The 18,879-nt window shown below is 45.8% G+C and carries 14 protein-coding genes and 4 tRNA genes; all 18 read right to left on the minus strand.

What is annotated here, in order from left to right:
• Positions 1-149 precede the first annotated feature (149 nt).
• The 18 genes from KI809_RS00620 to KI809_RS00705 all read right to left on the minus strand — a co-directional run bounded on the left by KI809_RS00620 (position 150) and on the right by KI809_RS00705 (position 18,872).
• Positions 150-878, minus strand: a complete 729-nt coding sequence (locus tag KI809_RS00620; RefSeq protein WP_214169591.1) for a polyprenol monophosphomannose synthase — start codon at positions 876-878, stop codon at positions 150-152.
• Positions 875-1,867: a peptidylprolyl isomerase gene (locus KI809_RS00625; RefSeq protein WP_214169592.1), complete on the minus strand. Its 993-nt coding sequence runs from the start codon at positions 1,865-1,867 to the stop codon at positions 875-877. Before KI809_RS00625 ends, KI809_RS00620 begins: the two co-directional genes overlap by 4 nt.
• Before the next feature lie 123 nt (positions 1,868-1,990).
• Positions 1,991-2,067: transfer RNA gene (locus KI809_RS00630), tRNA-Asp, on the minus strand.
• 263 nt (positions 2,068-2,330) lie between these two features.
• A tRNA-Val gene (locus KI809_RS00635) sits at positions 2,331-2,406 on the minus strand.
• 13 nt (positions 2,407-2,419) lie between these two features.
• Positions 2,420-2,496 (minus strand) — tRNA-Asp (locus KI809_RS00640).
• Between the two features lie 64 nt (positions 2,497-2,560).
• A complete protein-coding gene (gene lon, locus KI809_RS00645) occupies positions 2,561-4,990 on the minus strand; it encodes an endopeptidase La (protein ID WP_214169593.1) in 2,430 nt (809 codons plus the stop codon).
• Positions 4,987-6,240 (minus strand): ATP-dependent Clp protease ATP-binding subunit ClpX, encoded by a 1,254-nt coding sequence (gene clpX / locus KI809_RS00650; protein WP_214169594.1) that lies wholly within the window; start codon positions 6,238-6,240, stop codon positions 4,987-4,989. Before clpX ends, lon begins: the two co-directional genes overlap by 4 nt.
• Positions 6,237-6,833: an ATP-dependent Clp endopeptidase proteolytic subunit ClpP gene (clpP, locus tag KI809_RS00655; protein ID WP_214169595.1), complete on the minus strand. Its 597-nt coding sequence runs from the start codon at positions 6,831-6,833 to the stop codon at positions 6,237-6,239. Before clpP ends, clpX begins: the two co-directional genes overlap by 4 nt.
• A gap of 36 nt (positions 6,834-6,869) precedes the next feature.
• On the minus strand, positions 6,870-8,165 hold the full coding sequence (gene tig, locus KI809_RS00660) for a trigger factor (RefSeq protein WP_214169596.1): 1,296 nt from the start codon (positions 8,163-8,165) through the stop codon (positions 6,870-6,872).
• Between the two features lie 308 nt (positions 8,166-8,473).
• Positions 8,474-8,558, minus strand: a tRNA-Leu gene (locus KI809_RS00665).
• A gap of 149 nt (positions 8,559-8,707) precedes the next feature.
• Entirely contained in the window at positions 8,708-10,276 is a 1,569-nt protein-coding gene (cimA, locus tag KI809_RS00670) for a citramalate synthase (RefSeq protein WP_214169597.1), read from the minus strand.
• Positions 10,277-10,407: 131 nt separating this feature from the next.
• Positions 10,408-11,625: an aspartate kinase gene (locus tag KI809_RS00675; protein ID WP_214169598.1), complete on the minus strand. Its 1,218-nt coding sequence runs from the start codon at positions 11,623-11,625 to the stop codon at positions 10,408-10,410.
• A 106-nt stretch (positions 11,626-11,731) separates the two neighbouring features.
• On the minus strand, positions 11,732-12,202 hold the full coding sequence (tsaE, locus tag KI809_RS00680; RefSeq protein WP_214169599.1) for a tRNA (adenosine(37)-N6)-threonylcarbamoyltransferase complex ATPase subunit type 1 TsaE: 471 nt from the start codon (positions 12,200-12,202) through the stop codon (positions 11,732-11,734).
• Positions 12,199-12,657 (minus strand): CBS domain-containing protein, encoded by a 459-nt coding sequence (locus tag KI809_RS00685; protein ID WP_214169600.1) that lies wholly within the window; start codon positions 12,655-12,657, stop codon positions 12,199-12,201. Before KI809_RS00685 ends, tsaE begins: the two co-directional genes overlap by 4 nt.
• Before the next feature lie 43 nt (positions 12,658-12,700).
• On the minus strand, positions 12,701-14,308 hold the full coding sequence (locus tag KI809_RS00690; RefSeq protein ID WP_214169601.1) for an NAD(P)H-hydrate dehydratase: 1,608 nt from the start codon (positions 14,306-14,308) through the stop codon (positions 12,701-12,703).
• Between the two features lie 45 nt (positions 14,309-14,353).
• Positions 14,354-15,718, minus strand: coding sequence for a PEP-CTERM-box response regulator transcription factor (gene prsR / locus KI809_RS00695; RefSeq protein WP_214169602.1), 1,365 nt, complete (start codon positions 15,716-15,718; stop codon positions 14,354-14,356).
• A 22-nt stretch (positions 15,719-15,740) separates the two neighbouring features.
• Positions 15,741-17,801, minus strand: a complete 2,061-nt coding sequence (prsK, locus tag KI809_RS00700; RefSeq protein WP_214169603.1) for an XrtA/PEP-CTERM system histidine kinase PrsK — start codon at positions 17,799-17,801, stop codon at positions 15,741-15,743.
• 39 nt (positions 17,802-17,840) lie between these two features.
• Positions 17,841-18,872: an NAD-dependent epimerase gene (locus KI809_RS00705; protein ID WP_246559095.1), complete on the minus strand. Its 1,032-nt coding sequence runs from the start codon at positions 18,870-18,872 to the stop codon at positions 17,841-17,843.
• Positions 18,873-18,879: the final 7 nt, after the last annotated feature.

Genomic DNA, 18,879 nt, shown 5'->3' on the forward strand with positions numbered 1-18,879 from the left:
AGAAGAGACTAATAGTCCGCCCCATTTGACTGCAGAACTAGGTATAAATTGTTGTTTACCTGGAAACGTCTTGAAAATGAAACCGATACTGCAAAAAAACCATGCCCAGAAACCAAATACGGCTACAATTGCCCACTGTTCATTAATCATTATTTCCCGCTTCCCCAAAAACTCCGAATAATTGAACCAAATTTCAGCTTCCAGACCATTACAACAGCTTCTCTTACAATTTTTTTTGACATTTTAGAGGTCCCGGCATGCCGGTCGATAAAAATTATGGGGATTTCACCAATACGAAAACCTCTCTCCATACATCTGTAATTCATCTCGATCTGGAACGAATAACCGTCAGATTTAATATCGTCCAATTCAATTTCTTCAAGAACCGATCTTTTGAAACACTTGAAGCCGCTTGTGCAGTCGGAAATGTGCAACCCGGTTATTGTGCGAGTATAAACACTGGCAAAATAGCTCAACATAAGCCGCCTCAATGGCCAGTTAACAACACTGATCCCATTAAGGTATCGGGAACCAATTACCACATCGTAAGTAGTAAGCATCTCAAAAAAACGTGGAAGAGTGGCTGGATCATGAGAGAAATCAGCATCCATTTCAACTATGCAGTCTGCCCCCATGTTCAAGGCGAGTTTGAACCCCTGACGATAGGCCGAACCAAGGCCAAGCTTTCCAGATCTATGAAGAACCGTTACACGGTCAGTAACAGCAGCAATTTCATCTGCAAGAGCACCTGTCCCATCCGGCGAGTTATCATCAACAATCAACACCGAAACTTCCTCACTCTGGGAAAGCACAGTTTCAACAAGTTTTGTTAGATTATCCCGTTCATTATATGTAGGGATGACCACTATAGCCTTCAAGATTTCGAACCTTTGTCTGTCTTTTTTTCCGGGGGATAGATTATTTTGGCTTTCGCTCTCAAACCGTCTATCCATAGCTTATAGAGTCGATCCTTCTCCGCATTAACCAACAGCAACCTAATCTTATCCTTCATCTCTTCAAAGGGCAACTGCCTCGGTGGCCTTTTATCAGTAAGCTTAATTATATAAAACCCTTTGAGAGACCTGATTACACTACTTGCCTCGCCAACTTGCAACTTTTGAATTTGAGCATCAAAGTCCTGATCATCAGCCTGACCGGCATGAAAATATCCAAGATCGCCACCCTTGATACGTGACATGTCATCCGAAAATTTTGCTGCAAGGTCAGCAAAATCGGCTCCGGTTTTGAGCTGCTGATAAACACTGTCAGCCTTCTTTTTAAAGACTTCGCGTTCCTCTGAAAGAGCCGAAGGAGGAACCTTGACCAGGATTATACTAGCACGGTACTCTTCGGGCTTCATATAACTAGCCTTCTTCTCTTCATAATATGAAACTACCATGGCATCACTGACATTAACCTTATCGTCTACTTCAAATTTCTTCATATTTTTTGATACTATATTACGGCTGACAAAACGCTCCATTGTTTGTTCGCTAAAACCTGCTTTTTCAACCGCCTCTAAATAAGCCTCTCTCATCGGGAATTTTGCGACCAACAAGTCAATTTCGCGCTCTAAAGCCTTCTTATCGAGCCTCTGGCCCTTTGACAGACCGTCCTGATATTGCAGTTCCATATTTATGAGGGTTTCCATACCCTTTTTATTAATTTCTAACTGCTTCTCTTCAGATAGTCCACCATGAAAAGACCTTTCCATTGGAACTATTTTAGAAATTTCCTGATCCAACTCAGCCTTGGTCAGATCGACTCCGTTGACTGAAACTACAGTAGAAGTACCTTCATTTGCAAAAGCAAGTGATGCAAAAAAAACAAAACAACACGTTATCAACAGTACTGTGATAAGTCTCATAAATTCCTCTTTCATGATAGGTTAGGCAAAGGATATACGATTTACGAGGATCAAGTCAAGGATAAGGGATTAATTAGTTGTTACCAAAAAGGCCACGACATTATGTCATGGCCTCATTAGTAATGGCGGGGCAGACGGGGCTCGAACCCGCGACCTCCGGCGTGACAGGCCGGCACTCTAACCGACTGAGCTACTACCCCATAAAATATTTAAGAATCGCCTACCCATTTATCTAGTAGCGCCTCCCAGCACAAGAAGCAGTTGCCATGAGGAACTTAATTAACACACTAATTCTTGAATCGTCAATTGTTAGTTACTCTCTCAAAAACAATATTTTCTATAATTAAGCTAACCCTAGCGAGCTTGTATGTATTTCTATAGAGGTGTGCGGTTGCACAAAGACTGCACGTTTGCATGTAAAGAAAAAGGACCTAAGCAATACAGCCTAAGTCCTTAATCTATTTGGTGGGCGAAGCAGGGATCGAACCTGCGACATCCAGCTTGTAAGGCTGGCGCTCTCCCAGCTGAGCTATTCGCCCGTTGAATATAATATGGCGGGGCAGACGGGGCTCGAACCCGCGACCTCCGGCGTGACAGGCCGGCACTCTAACCGACTGAGCTACTACCCCATACGCATTCAACAGAAGCAGATTTATAACAAAGCACCGCACCTAAAGTCAAGCATTTTTTCTCTTAATGTGAGAGAGACGTTTCTGACCCTTTGCGACTAACATCCGAGGCAGCAAGAAGCCAGGAAGCGCTGAAATCTCCGGATAGAGAGGCAGCCAGCACTTCATCCATGTGAGATACTAATTTTACAGTTACCCCCTTCAGAAGCTCGTCAGGGATTTCATCGAGATCCTTTTGGTTCTCTTGCGGGATAATGACTGTCCTAATCTGGCCACGACGCGCAGCAAGCAACTTCTCTTTGAGTCCGCCAATTGGCAACACTCTTCCCCGAAGCGTTATTTCACCGGTCATCGCAATCCTCGCGCGCACCGGCATTCCTGAGAGAGCAGAGGCAATTGCTGTCGCCATGGTAATCCCGGCAGAAGGGCCGTCCTTGGGGATCGCTCCTTCAGGGACATGTATATGAAGATCGTAATTTTTGTAAAAATCTCGTGCCAACCCAAGCATCTGTGCCCTTGAACGGACATAACTTAAAGCGGCATGCGCTGACTCCTGCATCACATCACCGAGTTTCCCGGTTATCGTCAGTTTGCCATTTCCAGGCAAAACTGCCACTTCTATGCTTAGCAAATCGCCACCAGTCTCCGTCCAAGCAAGCCCGGTTACCAGCCCTGTCGCCTCACCCAGCTCTGGACTGGTAGGGACTATTTTCCTTGCCCCGAGAAACTCACGAACCTGAACTGGCCTGATAACAAATTTTTTCCGCGATCCGGCTGCCACTAAACGAGCAACTTTGCGGCAAACCCCGGAAATTTCCCTTTCAAGATTACGAACGCCCGATTCTCTTGTGTAGTGCCTAATAATCTCAGAGAGCGCACTATCGTTAAAAGAAACACCACGATCCAGCAATCCGTTGGCAACCAGTTGCTTTCTGACCAAATGACGCTTTGCGATCTCCACCTTTTCTTTTTCGGTATAACCTTCCAGTTTCACAATTTCTAGCCTGTCCAGAAGAGGCCTAGGGATGGAATGTAATGAGTTAGCAGTTGTTATGAACATGACTCGGGAAAGATCATAATCTATATCCATGAAATGATCTGAAAACACCAAGTTTTGTTCAGGATCTAGCACTTCAAGCAGTGCGGATGCCGGATCACCACGAAAATCCGATGAAAGTTTGTCAATTTCATCAAGCAAAAAAACAGGGTTGTTAGTTCCGGCCTTTTTCAGGCTCTGAACGATCCTGCCCGGCATCGATCCGATGTAGGTTCTCCGATGCCCCCTGATCTCTGCCTCATCTCGTACCCCCCCTAAAGACATTTTGACAAAGTTGCGGCCAGTAGCTCTCGCAATTGAACGCGCAAGAGAAGTCTTGCCAACACCTGGCGGTCCGACAAGACATAAGATAGGCCCCTTCAAGTCCTTGACTAAAGAACGTACGGCAAGAAACTCAATTATTCGCTCTTTGACTTTCTCAAGACCGTAATGATCGGCATTCAATACCTCCTCAGCCTGCAGCAGATCATCCAGTTCTTCTGATAACTTTCCCCAGGGAAGCGTAAAAAGCCAATCAAGGTAATTCCTCGAGACAGCTGCTTCTGCAGACATTGGAGACATATACTGCAGCTTTTTTAATTCTGCGAGAGCCTTTTTCTTGGCTTCCTCTGAAAGCGGGATCGTCTGAACTTTTTCCTCAAGCTCCCTGATCTCCTGCTTGTAGTCATCCTTATTCCCTAACTCTTTCTGAATGGCTCGCATCTGCTCATTCAGATAATACTCTTTCTGGGTCTTCTCTATCTGTTTCTTAACACGTGCTTTTATCTTTTTGTCAATCTGGAGGATCTCAATCTCACCCTCCATCAGCACAAGCAGCCTTTCAAGCCGTTGAACCGGTGAAGGCATGGATAGAAGTGCCTGCTTGTCCGGCAGTTTCATCGAGATATGCGATACCAAGCTGTCAGCCAATTGACCGGGATCCTTGATGCTCTTGATAGACTCAAGATTCTCCTGTGGTGCATTGATGTTGAGCTTAAGGTAGTTCTCAAAACTTGCAGTAACCACTCGAACCAGTGAGTCCAATTCGTTTGAGCCGTCTATAGTATCAACAATATCCCTTACATCGACCTGCAGATAATCTTGCAAATTAATAAATGCAGTAATCTCACCCCGCCTTTTACCTTCGATCAAAACCTTGACTGTACCATCGGGCAGTTTAAGCAGTTGTAAAATCTGACACACTGTCCCGACAGAATAAATTTCATCGGTAGAGGGATCTTCAGTTGACGCAGTCATCTGTGCTGCCAGGAATACCTCTTTGCCGCTGCTCATGGATATTTCCAGAGCCCGGACTGACTTTTCACGCCCGACAAAGAGTGGGACAACCATATGCGGGAATATGACCATATCCCTTAATGTTAAAAGAGGGAATCTTTTCAGACCCCCTCCCTTGACTGAACGGACACTCTTTTTTACAGGCTTTTTTTCGTCTTTCATGCAGACTCCGCCATATTTTCATAGACGATAATAGGGTTTTCTTTGCGATAAATAACATCTTCATTAATCACAACTTCTTTGACCATGGTCTGAGAAGGGACCTCATACATAATATCCAGCATGGCGTTTTCAAGTATCGAGCGCAGTCCTCGCGCCCCAGTCTTTCTTTTCAAGGCCTCTTTGGCGATTGCCACCAGCGAACCATCAGTGAACTTGAGCTTCACATGCTCCATCTCGAATAGCTTCTGATACTGTTTAACCAGAGCATTTTTAGGTTCCTTGAGAATCTGAACCATTGCCTCCTCATTCAACTCAGCCAGAGTTGCTAACACAGGGAGACGGCCAACAAACTCGGGGATAAAGCCAAATTTCAACAGATCTTCCGGCGTTACTTCGGCCAGCAATTCACCGCTTTTCTTCTCAGACTTCTTTTTAACCTCAGCCCCAAAGCCAAGGGTCTTTACCCCTATCCGCTGCTGAATTATGTTGTCCAACCCGGCAAAAGCACCGCCGCAGATAAAAAGGATATTGGTCGTATCTACCTTCAAAAATTCCTGCTGAGGATGCTTACGCCCCCCCTTGGGAGGAACACTGGCGACAGTCCCTTCGATAATCTTGAGCAATGCCTGCTGAACTCCTTCACCGGAAACATCTCTTGTTATCGAAGGAGAATCCGACTTACGCGCTATCTTATCGATCTCATCAATGTAGATAATTCCCTTCTGGGCCTTTTCAACATCATAATCTGAGGCCTGAAGAAGGTTCAATATGATATTCTCAACATCTTCACCAACATAACCGGCTTCAGTCAGGTTTGTTGCATCTGCCATGGCAAAGGGAACCTTAAGTATCCTTGCCAAAGTTTGCGCAAGCAGCGTCTTACCCGATCCAGTAGGCCCAAGCAAAAGAATATTGCTCTTCTGCATCTCAACTTCTGATGGTTTTCCCATCGCTTCAACGCGTTTGTAATGATTGTATACCGCCACCGCAAGCGTCTTTTTGGCACGATCCTGCCCAACTACATATTCATCAAGAACATCCTTAATCTCCTGAGGCTTCGGCAACTTGCGAACATCAGGACTCATAGCTTCTTCAAGCTTTGATTCCTCGGCTATAATATCATTGCACAACTCAATACATTCATCGCAAATATATACGGTGGGGCCAGCAATAAGTTTCTTTACTTCGTCCTGGCTCTTACCGCAAAACGAGCATATCAGGTTCTCGGTCCTGTCGTCTCTTCTGCTCACTTGGCACCTCCAAGGGTGTTTCTGTTCATGATTGAATCGACGATACCATAGCTACAGGCTTCTTCTCCAGACATAAAGTAATCTCTTTCTGTATCTGTCTGAACTTTTTCCAAAGGCTGGCCGGTATGGCTGGCAAGCATTTCATTCAAGCGTTGCTTAAGTCGCAGAATCTCTTGAGCCTGAATCTGAATGTCCGTAGCCTGCCCCTGGAATCCTCCGAGAGGTTGGTGTATCATGATTCGTGAGTTACTAAGGCTGAATCTCTTGCCATGCTCGCCTGCTGCCAGTAAAAGAGCCGCCATTGATGCAGCCTGACCGACGCAAATCGTCGCTACAGCAGGCTTTATGTACTGCATGGTATCGTAGATAGCAAGCCCGGATGTAACAACTCCTCCCGGCGAATTTATGTACAGATGGATATCCTTGTCAGGATCTTCTGCCTCAAGAAAAAGCAGCTGAGCAATGACGAGATTCGAGAGCTGATCGTCGATCTGCCCACCTAGAAAGATAATTCTGTCCTTAAGCAGCCTGGAGTAAATATCGTAGGAACGTTCCCCCCTACCGGTCTGTTCCACGACTATGGGCACAAGCATCAATTTGCTCCTTGATTAAAGATTAAAATGTTGGTTTCAAGCTTTTGCGGTCTCAGTAATCTCTGCGTTTGATATCAACAAGGAGAAAACCTTTTCATCGAGGAGATAATCATGAAGAGTTTCTCCTGCCTGTTGATTGTTTTTGTAGAACTCTCTAAGCTTATCGAAATCGTGGCCGTTTTCTTCAGCGATTTTTTTCAGCTGTTTTTCAATATCAGACTCCTCCACTTTCAGTTCTTCTTGGCGAGCAAGAACACTTACCAGTAGTGAACTCTTGACTTTATGTTCTGCAACGTCGCGGAATTCAGATTTGTAGCTAGCTTCATCCATACCCATCATCTCCAGAGTCATTCCCTGAGATGCAAGTCTCTTTTTGGAGTTTTCAAGCATGAGATCTACCTGCCTATCGATCAATACATTCGGAGCCTGAACAGGGTTTTTGTCAACAAGGGCCTTCATTAGCATTTCGCGCAAGTCAGCTTCAATCCGCTCTTTTTCCTGCTTTTCAATAGACTCGGATATTTTGGAACGCAACTGTTCCATTGTCTCAAAATCTCCCATGCCTTTAGCAAAGTCATCATCAAGCTCAGGGAGTTTCCGATTCTTGATCTCTTTAAGATTGATGGCAAATGTCGCTTCCTTGCCGGCAAGATCTGCTGCATGGTAATCGGCAGGGAACGTCACCTTGATGTCCTTTTGGTCACCAGCAGCCATTCCGATTATCTGCTCTTCAAACCCAGGAATAAACTGGCCAGCCCCGAGTTGAAGCTGCGCATCCTCTCCTTTACCGCCATCAAAAGGGACATCATTGATCGACCCGACAAAATCAATAGTAACCATGTCTCCTTGAACAGCAGTCACTCCAGCCTCAGCTGGCGAGAACTCTGCCATGTTTTCCCTTATCTGCTGAAGACGCTTCTCAACTTTATCCGGGTCAGCAACAAAAAGCTCTTTGTCGGCCTTCAAACCCTTATAGTCAACAGAAGTGATCTCGGGGACAACTTCAACCGTTGCAGAAAACTTAAGGCTATCACCGCGAACTATATCATCACTTTCAAGTTCAGGATACGAAACCGGGGTCACGTTATGGTCTGCAAGGGCCTTATAGTAGACTTCATTGAAAAGAGTGCGCAGCACATCATCCGCCATGACATCGCTATAATGTTTCTCGATAACAGACTGTGGCGCCTTCCCTTTCCTGAAACCCTTCAGAGCAGCGTTTTTTCTTATTTTTTCATATGCCTTGTCTATTTCAGATGCAACTCGCTCAGAAGGTATCTGGAAATTGATCTTCTTTTTAACTGAGCTTAACTCTTCAATTGTGATCTGCATTGATTGGACTCTCCTGATAGTATTTACTTATTTAAAAACAGAATTCATATATTTGTTAAAGTATTAAAGCATCTCAAATGGCAGTTGTAGCACGTAGAAGCTCAAACGATAAATTGGCAGGTAAACAAGTAGGTAAAACCTGAAGCAGGTTGGTGCAAAAGTTAAAATCAAACCATTGATGAAAAATGAAATCTCTCAAAACACGATACTGCCGTATCAATTCTCCCGGTACCACAACTTCATATCGAGCCTTAAATTGTGGCGATTCAGATCCACTTAACTAATAATATACTCTTGATTGCATCAATTGGTGCGGACAGGGAGACTCGAACTCCCACACCTCTCGGCGCCAGATCCTAAGTCTGGTGCGTCTGCCAATTCCGCCATGTCCGCTCAAAGCGTTAACATTAATATATTAGCTTAACAGATTCAACATAAAACTGGCTCCTAGCAAAAAAGCCATCCTAGAAGGATGGCTCTATTACAGATTTCGACAAAAACAAACTAAAACATGCGAGACGTAAACAACCTGCAATAAGATTCTATTCTTCCACCTTGTCGAGCTTATACTCTATTCCATCGATGAGCGCCTGATATGATGCATCGATAATGTTGTCGGAAACGCCAACCGTACCCCAACGGCTTTCTTTGTCCCCAGATTCTATGAGAACACGAATCACTGAAGCTGTCCCCTGGCCTCCAGGTAAAACTCGAACCTTATAGTCAAGAAGGCGCATTTCCTTAAGCCTTGGGTAGAACTTTTCAAGTGCCTTTCTCAGAGCGTTGTCTAGTGCATTGACAGGACCATTCCCCTCAGCCGCAGTATGTTCAATTTTGCCGCCCACCTTGACCATAACCGTAGCTTCGGAGATTACTTTTTGATCTTCATGACGCTTTTCGTCAATTACCCTGAAACCGATAATGGAGAAAAACTTTTTATGGGTTCCCAGCGCTCGCTTCATCAAAAGCTCAAAAGAGGCCTCTGCGCCCTCAAATTGAAACCCACGGTGCTCCATCTCCTTGATGTTATCGAGGATTTCAAGGGTTACCGGATCTTTGCTATCAAGGTTAATATTAAACTCTTCCGCCTTGGCCAAGATATTTGACCTGCCGGAAAGGTCGGAAATCAACACTCTGGTGCAGTTTCCTACCAGTTCAGGCCGGATATGCTCATAGGTTTCCGGATGCCGTTGAATAGCGCTGACATGCACTCCGCCCTTATGGGCAAAGGCAGCATTGCCCACATATGCCTGATGCTTCGGTGGAGAGAAATTAGCCAGTTCGTAGACGAATCTAGAGAGGTCTCGCATCTTTCTCAACTGCTCTTCGTTGATGCAATCCCGTTTCATTTTTAATTTAAGTGCCGGAATTATCGAACAGAGATTGGCATTACCACAACGCTCTCCAAAACCGTTAATGGTTCCCTGAATCTGAACGATCCCCTCATTGACAGCAACTAGTGAATTTGCGACAGCGCATTCCCCGTCGTTATGGGTATGAATCCCCAATGGGGTCTTGATCTGCTTCTTAACGGCTTTGATTATTTCTGCCACCTCGAAGGGCATAGTACCGCCATTTGTATCACACAAGACAATGCAATCGACCTTGGCGTCTTCTGCAGCCTGGAGAGTCTTAATGGCATATTCCGGGTTTGCCTTGTAACCATCAAAGAAATGTTCTGCGTCATAAAATACTTCGGGAGCATTCTTTTTCAGGTGAATGAGAGAATCGTTAATCAGCTCAAGGTTTTCCTCCAAAGATATCCGAAGAGCTTCACGAACATGAAAATCCCACGTCTTGCCAAAAATTGTGATTACATCAGGTTCGGCCTTGATCAGCGTAATGATGTTATTGTCCTTGTCAGGAGTAACTTTGGCGCGACGAGTAGAGCCAAAAGCAGCAATCTTGGCTTGAGAAAGCTTTTCCTTTTTTATCTCTTTGAAGAAGGCCACATCTTTTGGGTTGCTACCCGGCCATCCCCCTTCAATGTAGTGAATGCCGGATTCGTCCAACCTATGGGCAATCCTGATTTTATCCTCAAGAAGAAAGGAAATGTCCTCGGACTGAGTACCGTCCCGCAACGTAGTATCGTATAACTTAACCATGCCCATTAGTTACACCCCTTATCAACAAATCTTCCAGGTCCGGTCTTTCACAAGATCATAATTGTCAGAGGGCTGCACAGACGCAAGCCGCACAAAAAAAACCTGAAGAATCAATAAATTATCGGAAATAATGAAAGTTAGTTTCCTGACATGCCGAATGCGTCGTGCAAAATCCGCACGGCAAGCTCTGTATACTTTGCATCGATCACAACCGAAACCTTGATTTCAGAGGTGGAGATCATCTGGATATTGATCCCTTCCTTCGCAAGCGACTGGAACATCTTGGTCGCTACTCCTGCATGACTACGCATCCCTACACCAACGATGGAAATCTTGGAGATATTCTCGTCAGTGACAACATCCTTTGCCTCAACTTCTTTGGCAGTGTCTCTGGTTATGGCAAGGGCTTTTTTGAAGTCAGCCTTGGTAACGGTGAAAGTAAAGTCCGTGTTGCCGGCCTCGCTGACGTTCTGGACTATCATATCCACTGAAATATTGGCATCCGAAAGAGGGGAAAGTATTTTTGCTGCAATCCCTGGTTTATCCGGGACATGCATAACGGCTATTTTTGCTTCATTCTTGTCATAGGCAATGCCTGAAACGAGTACTGCTTCCATATCTTTATCCTCCTTGGTAACCATGGTTCCGGGATTATCATTAAAGCTCGAACGAACATGAATATCTACGTCGTATTTCTTGGCAAACTCAACTGAGCGAATCTGGAGAACCTTTGCCCCAAGACTAGCCAGTTCCAGCATCTCTTCGTAAGATATTTTCTCTACCTTACGGGCATCCTGGCAAATATTCGGGTCCGTAGTATAAACGCCGTCAACGTCAGTGTAGATCTCGCACACATCAGCTTTCAGAGCTGCAGCCATCGCAACTGCCGAGGTATCCGAACCACCGCGCCCCAGGGTTGTGATGTTTCCTTCGCGGTCAATCCCCTGGAAACCGGCGACAACAACAATCACGCCATCCTTGAGATCTGCTCTCACCTTTTCATCAGGAATCTCTTCTACCCGGGCCTTACTGAAAACACTATCAGTAATTATCGGCACTTGCCAACCATGATATGATTTTGCCTTGTATCCCAATGACTTGAGACACATTGCCAATAAGGCGATAGACACCTGCTCCCCGGCAGCAACCAGAACATCATATTCTCGGTTGTCAGGAAATTCGCAGGTCTCATTTGCTAATGCTACCAATTTGTTGGTTTCGCCGGACATTGCAGAAACAACAACAATCATGTCGTTCCCGGCATCATAGGTCTTAGCAACCCTTTTTGCGACATTCTTTATGCGGTCTATGGAACCCATGGATGTTCCGCCGTACTTTTGTACCACTAAAGCCATCTCTTCAATCCTCCTTAGATGGATAATTACAGCAAAGCTGAGGGATTCCCAATGATCAGGGAGGTTTTGTATTTAGCAAGAATTTCCCGGCAGGTCAAACACTTTTCTACGGTAAAACAGTGGCGATACGCCGTAATAGTCCACGTGAGCGATCGCCGGCTGGCTGGAAACAGAGTCTACGCCTCTCCACGCCTTCCAAGCAGAAAACAACCCTTAGATTATCCTGCGGCATAAGGCTTCCCAAGCGATCCGCCCATTCTACAACGGTTACTCCCGGCCCATCAAAATACTCCTCAAACCCAAGGTCAGAAACTTGTCCTTCATCGTTCAGTCGATACAGATCAAAATGGTAAAGCGGAATGCGCCCCTGGTGTATATTGAGGATCGTATAGGAAGGGCTGCAAACTGGCTCATCGGGCGAAACCCCAAGCCCATGAGCAATGCCTTTTACGAAATGGGTTTTCCCAGCGCCAAGATCACCGATAAGAGCCACAAAGTCACCACTCTCCAGCAGGCCGCCAAGAATTCGCCCGTAATTGAAGGTATCAATGGCGCTCTCGGAGATCAACTCATTCACACATCACCCTGGGCGATCATAGTCCGAATCAGGTCAATTCTGGCAACAATACCGACAAGTGACCCGTCCTGCACTACCGGAACGGCATTATAACGGTTGGCGCTCATAAGATCAGCGATAGTACTGATCTCAGTGTCTGGAGAGACCGCAGCAAGCTTACCGGAGCAAATATCCCCTACGGTATGCCCGGTGATTTTCTTCAACTGCTGTTCCAGCACTTTTCCGCTTTCAAGATAGAAGACACCGTCAAACAGTGAAAAAACCGTAGGGATGTGCAGATTGCGGTCCTTTTCGATCAGGTCAGTCTCTGTCACCATGCCAACCAGGACACCATCTTCAACAACGGGAATGCTGCTGATCCGATGTGTTACAAAAAGCTCGGCCAACTCCCTGACATCTGTCTTTCTGGTTACAGTGATGACATCCTTGGTCATTACATCAGATGCTTTAAGCATTTATTTCTCCTTTTGTGCGTGGCGGTCCCAAACCAAATGAAAATCAAGATAGCCGCGGACTCTGCTTGCCATAATTTTGCAGGTCCAAGCCAGCCCGGCTTTTACAATCACGCAATAGTCGCTGCAAGGCAACTGGAAGTTTTGCAACAACATCAGATGCGATGAGACCTACTTCTCCCTTTTCTTGTGCAACAAGGTCAGCAGCATAGCCATGAATGAATACAGCAAGCCGGCAGGCATTAAATGGAGGATACCCCTGGCCTATGAGGCTAGCGACAATCCCGGTAAGAACATCACCCATGCCGCCCGAAGCCATCCCGGGATTACCACTGCCATTTATCGCCACTTCCCCGTCAGGCGACGCAATGATGGTTCTTGCGCCTTTAAGAATCAAATACACCTTGTGTAACTGAGCAAACTTAGTCGAAACCCCGATTCTATCAGCTTCAATCTCGGCAATTGAAAGACCGGTAAGTCGAGCCATCTCCCCTGGATGCGGAGTGAGAACCACCACGGAAGCTGCTCTCTTGCCAAGGACAGAAACATTTTCGGAAATAGCATTCAAACCATCAGCGTCAACTACCAGAGGAAGAGAAACTGCTGTCAGCAACGCCTGAACAAGAAGTGCCGTCTCAGGTTGCCGCGACAACCCAGGTCCAAGCGCTACAACATTCTTGCCGGCCAGACCAGCCAAGATATGAGCTAGGGACTCTCGTCTCAAGTATCCTCGCCCGGCATCTTCAATGGGTAGAGTCATTGCTTCGGTTGTTTTTATTTCAAATATCTGGTTCAGGCTCGAGGGTACAGCAAGGGTTACCAGCCCTGCCCCGGAACGCACGGCAGAAGCTCCCGCCAGCACTGCGGCTCCGGTATGCCCGGTTGAACCGGCAACAATAAGCACGTGCCCAAAACTACCTTTATGAGAAACTGGTAAACGCGGCATGAGAAGAGCTGTTGCAGAACCTGCATCAACAAATTCATATCCGTGGGCACGCTGCACAACTTCAGAAGGGATTCCAATATCCGCAATCATTAACTCACCGGTGCAAACAGCCCCAGGGTAAAGAACATGCCCTAATTTTGCCGCAGCAAAGGTAATGGTCAAATCAGCTCTGATGGCAACACCGAGGATTGCCCCTGTGTTGCCATCAACACCGGATGGAATATCGACTGCAATAACCGGTAGCCCCGACGAGTTAATCAGCTTAATCGCCTGACGGTACACGCCTGAGATTTCGCTTTTGAGTCCGGTGCCAAAAATCGCATCCACTACCAGCGCATATTGCCCCAGGTCTGAAAACGCAGCCAACGATTCGTTGTCGCAACAGCACTTAAGCATGACACTATTCGGAAGCCTGCTGAGACTAATTTCCGCATCCCCAGAGATGTCGCTGCGATGAGCAAGGATAACCAATGAAACGTCCCAGCCGAAAGCATGCAGCTTACTGGCGATTACATAACCGTCGCCACCATTGTTCCCCTTACCAGCGAAAATAAGCACACTTTTCCGAGTAGCTGTGGAAAAACGAGACCTGATGGCATCGGCGCAAGCCTCTCCGGCCCGTTCCATCAAATGAATGCCTGGGACGCCATAATTGTTGATCGCGGCATGATCAATTTTCTGCATCTCTTCAGAAGTTATGACCTTCATTTTTTTAAACTTTCACCATCAAGTAGGGATACAAATGCCCGAGATTTAAACCTCAATACTATATTTCTTTATCAGGTCGTACAGGGTAGGACGACTCACACCAAGATCATCTGCCGCTTTCGCTATATTCCCTGCATTTGCGGAAAGCGATCCCCTGATAAGGTCTATCTCAAGACGCTCGCGTGCTTCTCTCAAGGTAAGCGCCCCGCCCCTAGCCGCGGCACTGCCTGTTTGAGGGGTAAATCCCAGATCCTCAGGTTCGATAAGATTGCCGGTTGCCATCAGAACCGCCCGCTGAACCTTGTTTTCAAGCTCACGAACATTTCCAGGCCAGGTATATCCCCTCAATGCATCCATGGCAGACGCGGAATAACCACGAACCTTTTTCCTGAAATCTTCGTTGAACTTTCGCAGAAAAAAAGTAGCCAGCAGGGCAATATCTTCTCCGCGACTTCTCAGAGGAGGTAGTTCCAAGGTAACAACACTTATCCGGTAATACAGATCCTCACGAAATGCCCCTTCGGACATCGCTTTGGTGATATCTATGTTGGTAGCTGCAATTATCCGGGCATCGACTGGAATATCTTCCCGGCCACCGACCCGCTGAACAAGCTTCTCCTGAAGAAAGCGCAGAAGTTTAACCTGCAAGGGGGGCGGCAACTCGCCGATTTCATCGAGAAAGAGTGTGCCTTTGTCTGCATATTCAAATTTTCCCTGCACTTTTGCCATGGCGCCGGTGAAGGCCCCTTTTTCATGACCGAAAAGCTCTGCTTCCAAAAGGTTATCTGGAATAGCACCGCAATTAATCGGAATAAACGGTCCCCCACTGCGGAGACTTGCTGAATGTATAGCGCGAGCCACCAGCTCTTTACCGGTTCCGCTCTCACCATTTATCATCACTGCAACATCAGATGCCGCAATTTTCCGAATTGTTGAAAAAACAGTTTGCATCTCAGAGCACTGGCCTAAAATGCCCCCATATTCCCCGGGGCGGTTTTTAAGTTCGCCCTGCAATCGCTTGTTCTCGTTCTCAAGTAAATGGAGTTGAAACGCTCTTGAGAGGATAACTTTCAATTCATCAAGGTTCACCGGTTTTTGAATGAAATCATAGGCTCCCATTTCTATTGATTTCAGGGCATTTACCCTCTCATCATTACCGCTGATGACAATGACTTTAATGGAGGGATCGATTTTGAGCATTTCCGTCAGACACCGAAACCCTTCATCTGAGGTCTCGACAAATGGTGGAAGCCCCAAATCAAGGGTTATTACCGATGGCCGGTGTTTAGTGAAATAGGCCAAAGCCTCTGCCACATTAGCTGCAAGCATTATCTGATAATCCTTGCTGAGCCCCCATTTGAGCTGTTTTCGGATATCCTCATTATCATCTACAATAAGCAGTTTTTCCATTTTACTAAACCCTTCCAAATTGTCAGTAAAGAGGTCCTGAACGTGGAAGCCAGACAGTAAAGACTGATCCGCTACCCAGCGTACTTTCTACTTCAACTCGTCCCTGATGAGCTTCAATAATCTGTTTCGACTGATATAATCCTATGCCTAACCCCTTGCTCTTGGTCGTTTTAAAAGGGGTGAACAGCTGCCCTCTTATAAAATCTGGCGTCATCCCACATCCATGGTCAATAACCCGGATATACGCTTGTTGCTCCGCCACTCCCACTTCCACATTAACCGCAGCCCCAGTTTCTGAAGCATCCAAGGCATTAATCAAGAGGTTGATCAGCACTTTGCTCAGCTCCTGCTGATCAGCCACCACAATAACATTACAACCAGATACCTTTATATCACCACATGGGATAGAGGCAACTGCTTCAGCGGTAATATCAAGAAGGTCCACTTCCCCCAGATCAAGTTGATCTCTCTCAGGAAGATCCTTTAACTTAGCAATAAGGGCTTTCATTTTGGCAACAGTGTTACTAAGTGTGTCCAATAAATCTTTCTGAAATTCCGGCTCGCCAATATAGTCAACGGCGTTATCGGTAAGAAGAGAAAGGCTGTAAACCAGGTTTTTTAAGTCATGCATGACAAAAGTAGTAATTTTACCGACAGCTTCCATTTCCCTCGCCACAGCAAGTTGTTCGGCAAGCCCTGCACTTGCAAGAGCAAAGGCCGCTTGGCTTGCCAGTGTTTTCATCAGATCGTAGTCTTCGTAAGTATACTCTTCTCCTTTGTTTATCGGTCGCAACAGAACAACAAAACCCTGCAGTTCACTCCCCATGAAAATCGGCACAGTGAAGGCAATTTTCTCTGAAGAGAGTGAGTTAATATCCCTATCATCAACAGCAGATTCATAATAATCTGCATTAAATACCCATCCTCGTTTTGCCATATACTTGATAAGTGAATTATCCCTAGTAAGAGTGAACCGTTCAAGACCAACACGATATGCTCCTCTGTTGAAATATACCTGCTGTTCGGGAGCCCAGATATAAATCATGGCAGCCCCCATGGCAAAGGTATCGCAAAACCCTGAAAGAATTGCATGATCCAACTCGGTATTGTTTCGAGTTTCAGCAATCCTGCTTGTGAAATTAAGCCACTGCACTCGGTAATCATACTTATTATCAAAGAAATTCTTGTTTATGAATACCTTGATTTTACGTTTCATTTGCTCCGACAACAGAAGCACAACCAGGAAAATACACCCTAGGAAAAAAACCGAGATGAAAACTATCTGTTGAGACGCTTCTCCGAAGTATTTAAGCCCCTCGCCAAGCATGCCGAGAAGTATCAGGTAGCCACCAACAATTACCAGCACGAGTGACCTGAACGCCATTTCCCGTGAAAGAGTGACCCTGATCCTTCTCCTGGCGCGACGAAGCGAATAAGCCAGAAACAAACCTGAAACAATAAGTGACAGAGTACGTAATGGCGCAAGGTTCATGTTGATTGAACGATAAAGAAGCCCCTGGCTATAATAAAATATAAAAAAGCCTAGAAGGGTTCCAACTCCGACGATGCTAAATTTTATCTGCCATTGTTCTGGGCGTAGTGCCGAACGAAATGTCGTTTCCAAATTAAAAAGAGCTGATACTAAGTAAATAAAAACAACAATATAGAATATAAAACCTGGATTACTCAAAAAAAGCATTCGCTCTGACAGGAAATCAGGTGAATAAAAAAGACGGTCCGGAGGAAGAAACAGCCCGGATACTAATAAAAGAGGAGATAAAACTATTAAGAGACGAGATATCGCGGAAGCATCTCTCCAAGAAAACTCCCGGGCATAGAAGAGGCTGAAGAAAAAAAGCTGCACCGGTAATGCACTTTCAAGAAAAATTACTGAACTTTTTAATGGGAGATATTCAAATGAAGGGGTTAATGATAGAGCTTCCGCACCCTCAAGAAAAGCAGCGGTGATAAGAGAAGTAGCAAGCAGAAAGGTAGGGGCATTTCTTCCACCTCTTAAAAAAATCAAAGCGGATACGCATAGAGAAATAACGCACGCTATCCAGGAAAAAGCCGTTAGAATCATATCCCCCGTCAACAAGAAAAAATAAACACTGAATGAGATCTAGCAGCGAAAATAGCTCTTATACCACTCTACAAATCGGCCGATTCCGGTCTCTATAGAAGTGGATGGCTTAAAACCTACGTCTCTTACCAGGTCATCCACATCGGCGCAAGTTGCCGGAACGTCGCCAGGCTGGAGCGGCAACAAGATCTTATTGGCTGTCATCCCCAGGCAGTCTTCCAGCACTTCGATGAATTTTAACAATTCCACTGGGCTGTTGTTGCCGATGTTGTATATCCGGTAAGGGGCAAAACTTGTCCCCGGATCAGGGCTCTTGCCATTCCAAGCGGAGTTAGGCTCAGGAGTATGAAATATTACCCTGAAAACACCTTCTACAATATCATCCACATAGGTAAAATCCCGCTGCATTTTCCCATCATTAAAGACATCTATCGGTTTACCTTCCAAGATAGCTCGGGTGAACAGAAAGAGAGCCATATCAGGTCTCCCCCACGGTCCATAAACAGTGAAAAACCTGAGCCCGGTGGTCGGAAGGCCATAAAGAGAGGAATAGGTATGCGCCATCAACTCGTTGGCTTTTTTGGTCGCTGCGTAAAGAGAAACAGGATGGTCTACGTTATGATGCACAGAAAACGGCATCAGGGTATTGCCGCCATAAACCGAGCTTGAGGAAGCATAAACAAGGTGTTTTATCCCATGGTGACGACATCCTTCGAGGATGTTCATGAACCCTTGAATGTTGCTGTCTATGTAGGCATGGGGATTAGTCAGTGAATAACGTACACCGGCCTGTGCTGCGAGATTAACCACGATATCGAAGCGTTCATCTTTGAAAAGTGTGAAAAGAGCCTCTCTGTCGGCAAGATCACCTTTGATAAAGCGAAATCCTGGAATTGCTTCAATGAGCTTCAATCTATCAAGTTTCAAGTTAACATCGTAATAATCATTAAGATTGTCAAAGCCAATGACTTCATGACCTGATGCAAGAAGTTTTCGGGTCAAATGAAACCCGATAAATCCTGCAGCACCTGTAACAAGAACCTTTTGAGACTTAATCTCCGACACGCCCATCAATACA

Origin of the sequence: Geoanaerobacter pelophilus, from assembly GCF_018476885.1 — a bacterium.
GTDB classification, from domain to species: domain Bacteria; phylum Desulfobacterota; class Desulfuromonadia; order Geobacterales; family DSM-12255; genus Geoanaerobacter; species Geoanaerobacter pelophilus.

Coding starts and splice junctions, on each gene's coding strand:
- KI809_RS00625 (WP_214169592.1), bottom strand. CDS start 1,867: ATGAGACTTATCACAGTACTGTTGATAACGTGTTGTTTTGTTTTTTTT.
- lon (WP_214169593.1), bottom strand. CDS start 4,990: ATGAAAGACGAAAAAAAGCCTGTAAAAAAGAGTGTCCGTTCAGTCAAG.
- clpP (WP_214169595.1), bottom strand. CDS start 6,833: ATGCTTGTGCCCATAGTCGTGGAACAGACCGGTAGGGGGGAACGTTCC.
- tig (WP_214169596.1), bottom strand. CDS start 8,165: ATGCAGATCACAATTGAAGAGTTAAGCTCAGTTAAAAAGAAGATCAAT.
- cimA (WP_214169597.1), bottom strand. CDS start 10,276: ATGGGCATGGTTAAGTTATACGATACTACGTTGCGGGACGGTACTCAG.
- KI809_RS00675 (WP_214169598.1), bottom strand. CDS start 11,625: ATGGCTTTAGTGGTACAAAAGTACGGCGGAACATCCATGGGTTCCATA.
- KI809_RS00685 (WP_214169600.1), bottom strand. CDS start 12,657: ATGCTTAAAGCATCTGATGTAATGACCAAGGATGTCATCACTGTAACC.
- KI809_RS00690 (WP_214169601.1), bottom strand. CDS start 14,308: ATGAAGGTCATAACTTCTGAAGAGATGCAGAAAATTGATCATGCCGCG.
- prsR (WP_214169602.1), bottom strand. CDS start 15,718: ATGGAAAAACTGCTTATTGTAGATGATAATGAGGATATCCGAAAACAG.
- prsK (WP_214169603.1), bottom strand. CDS start 17,801: ATGATTCTAACGGCTTTTTCCTGGATAGCGTGCGTTATTTCTCTATGC.
- KI809_RS00705 (WP_246559095.1), bottom strand. CDS start 18,872: ATGGGCGTGTCGGAGATTAAGTCTCAAAAGGTTCTTGTTACAGGTGCT.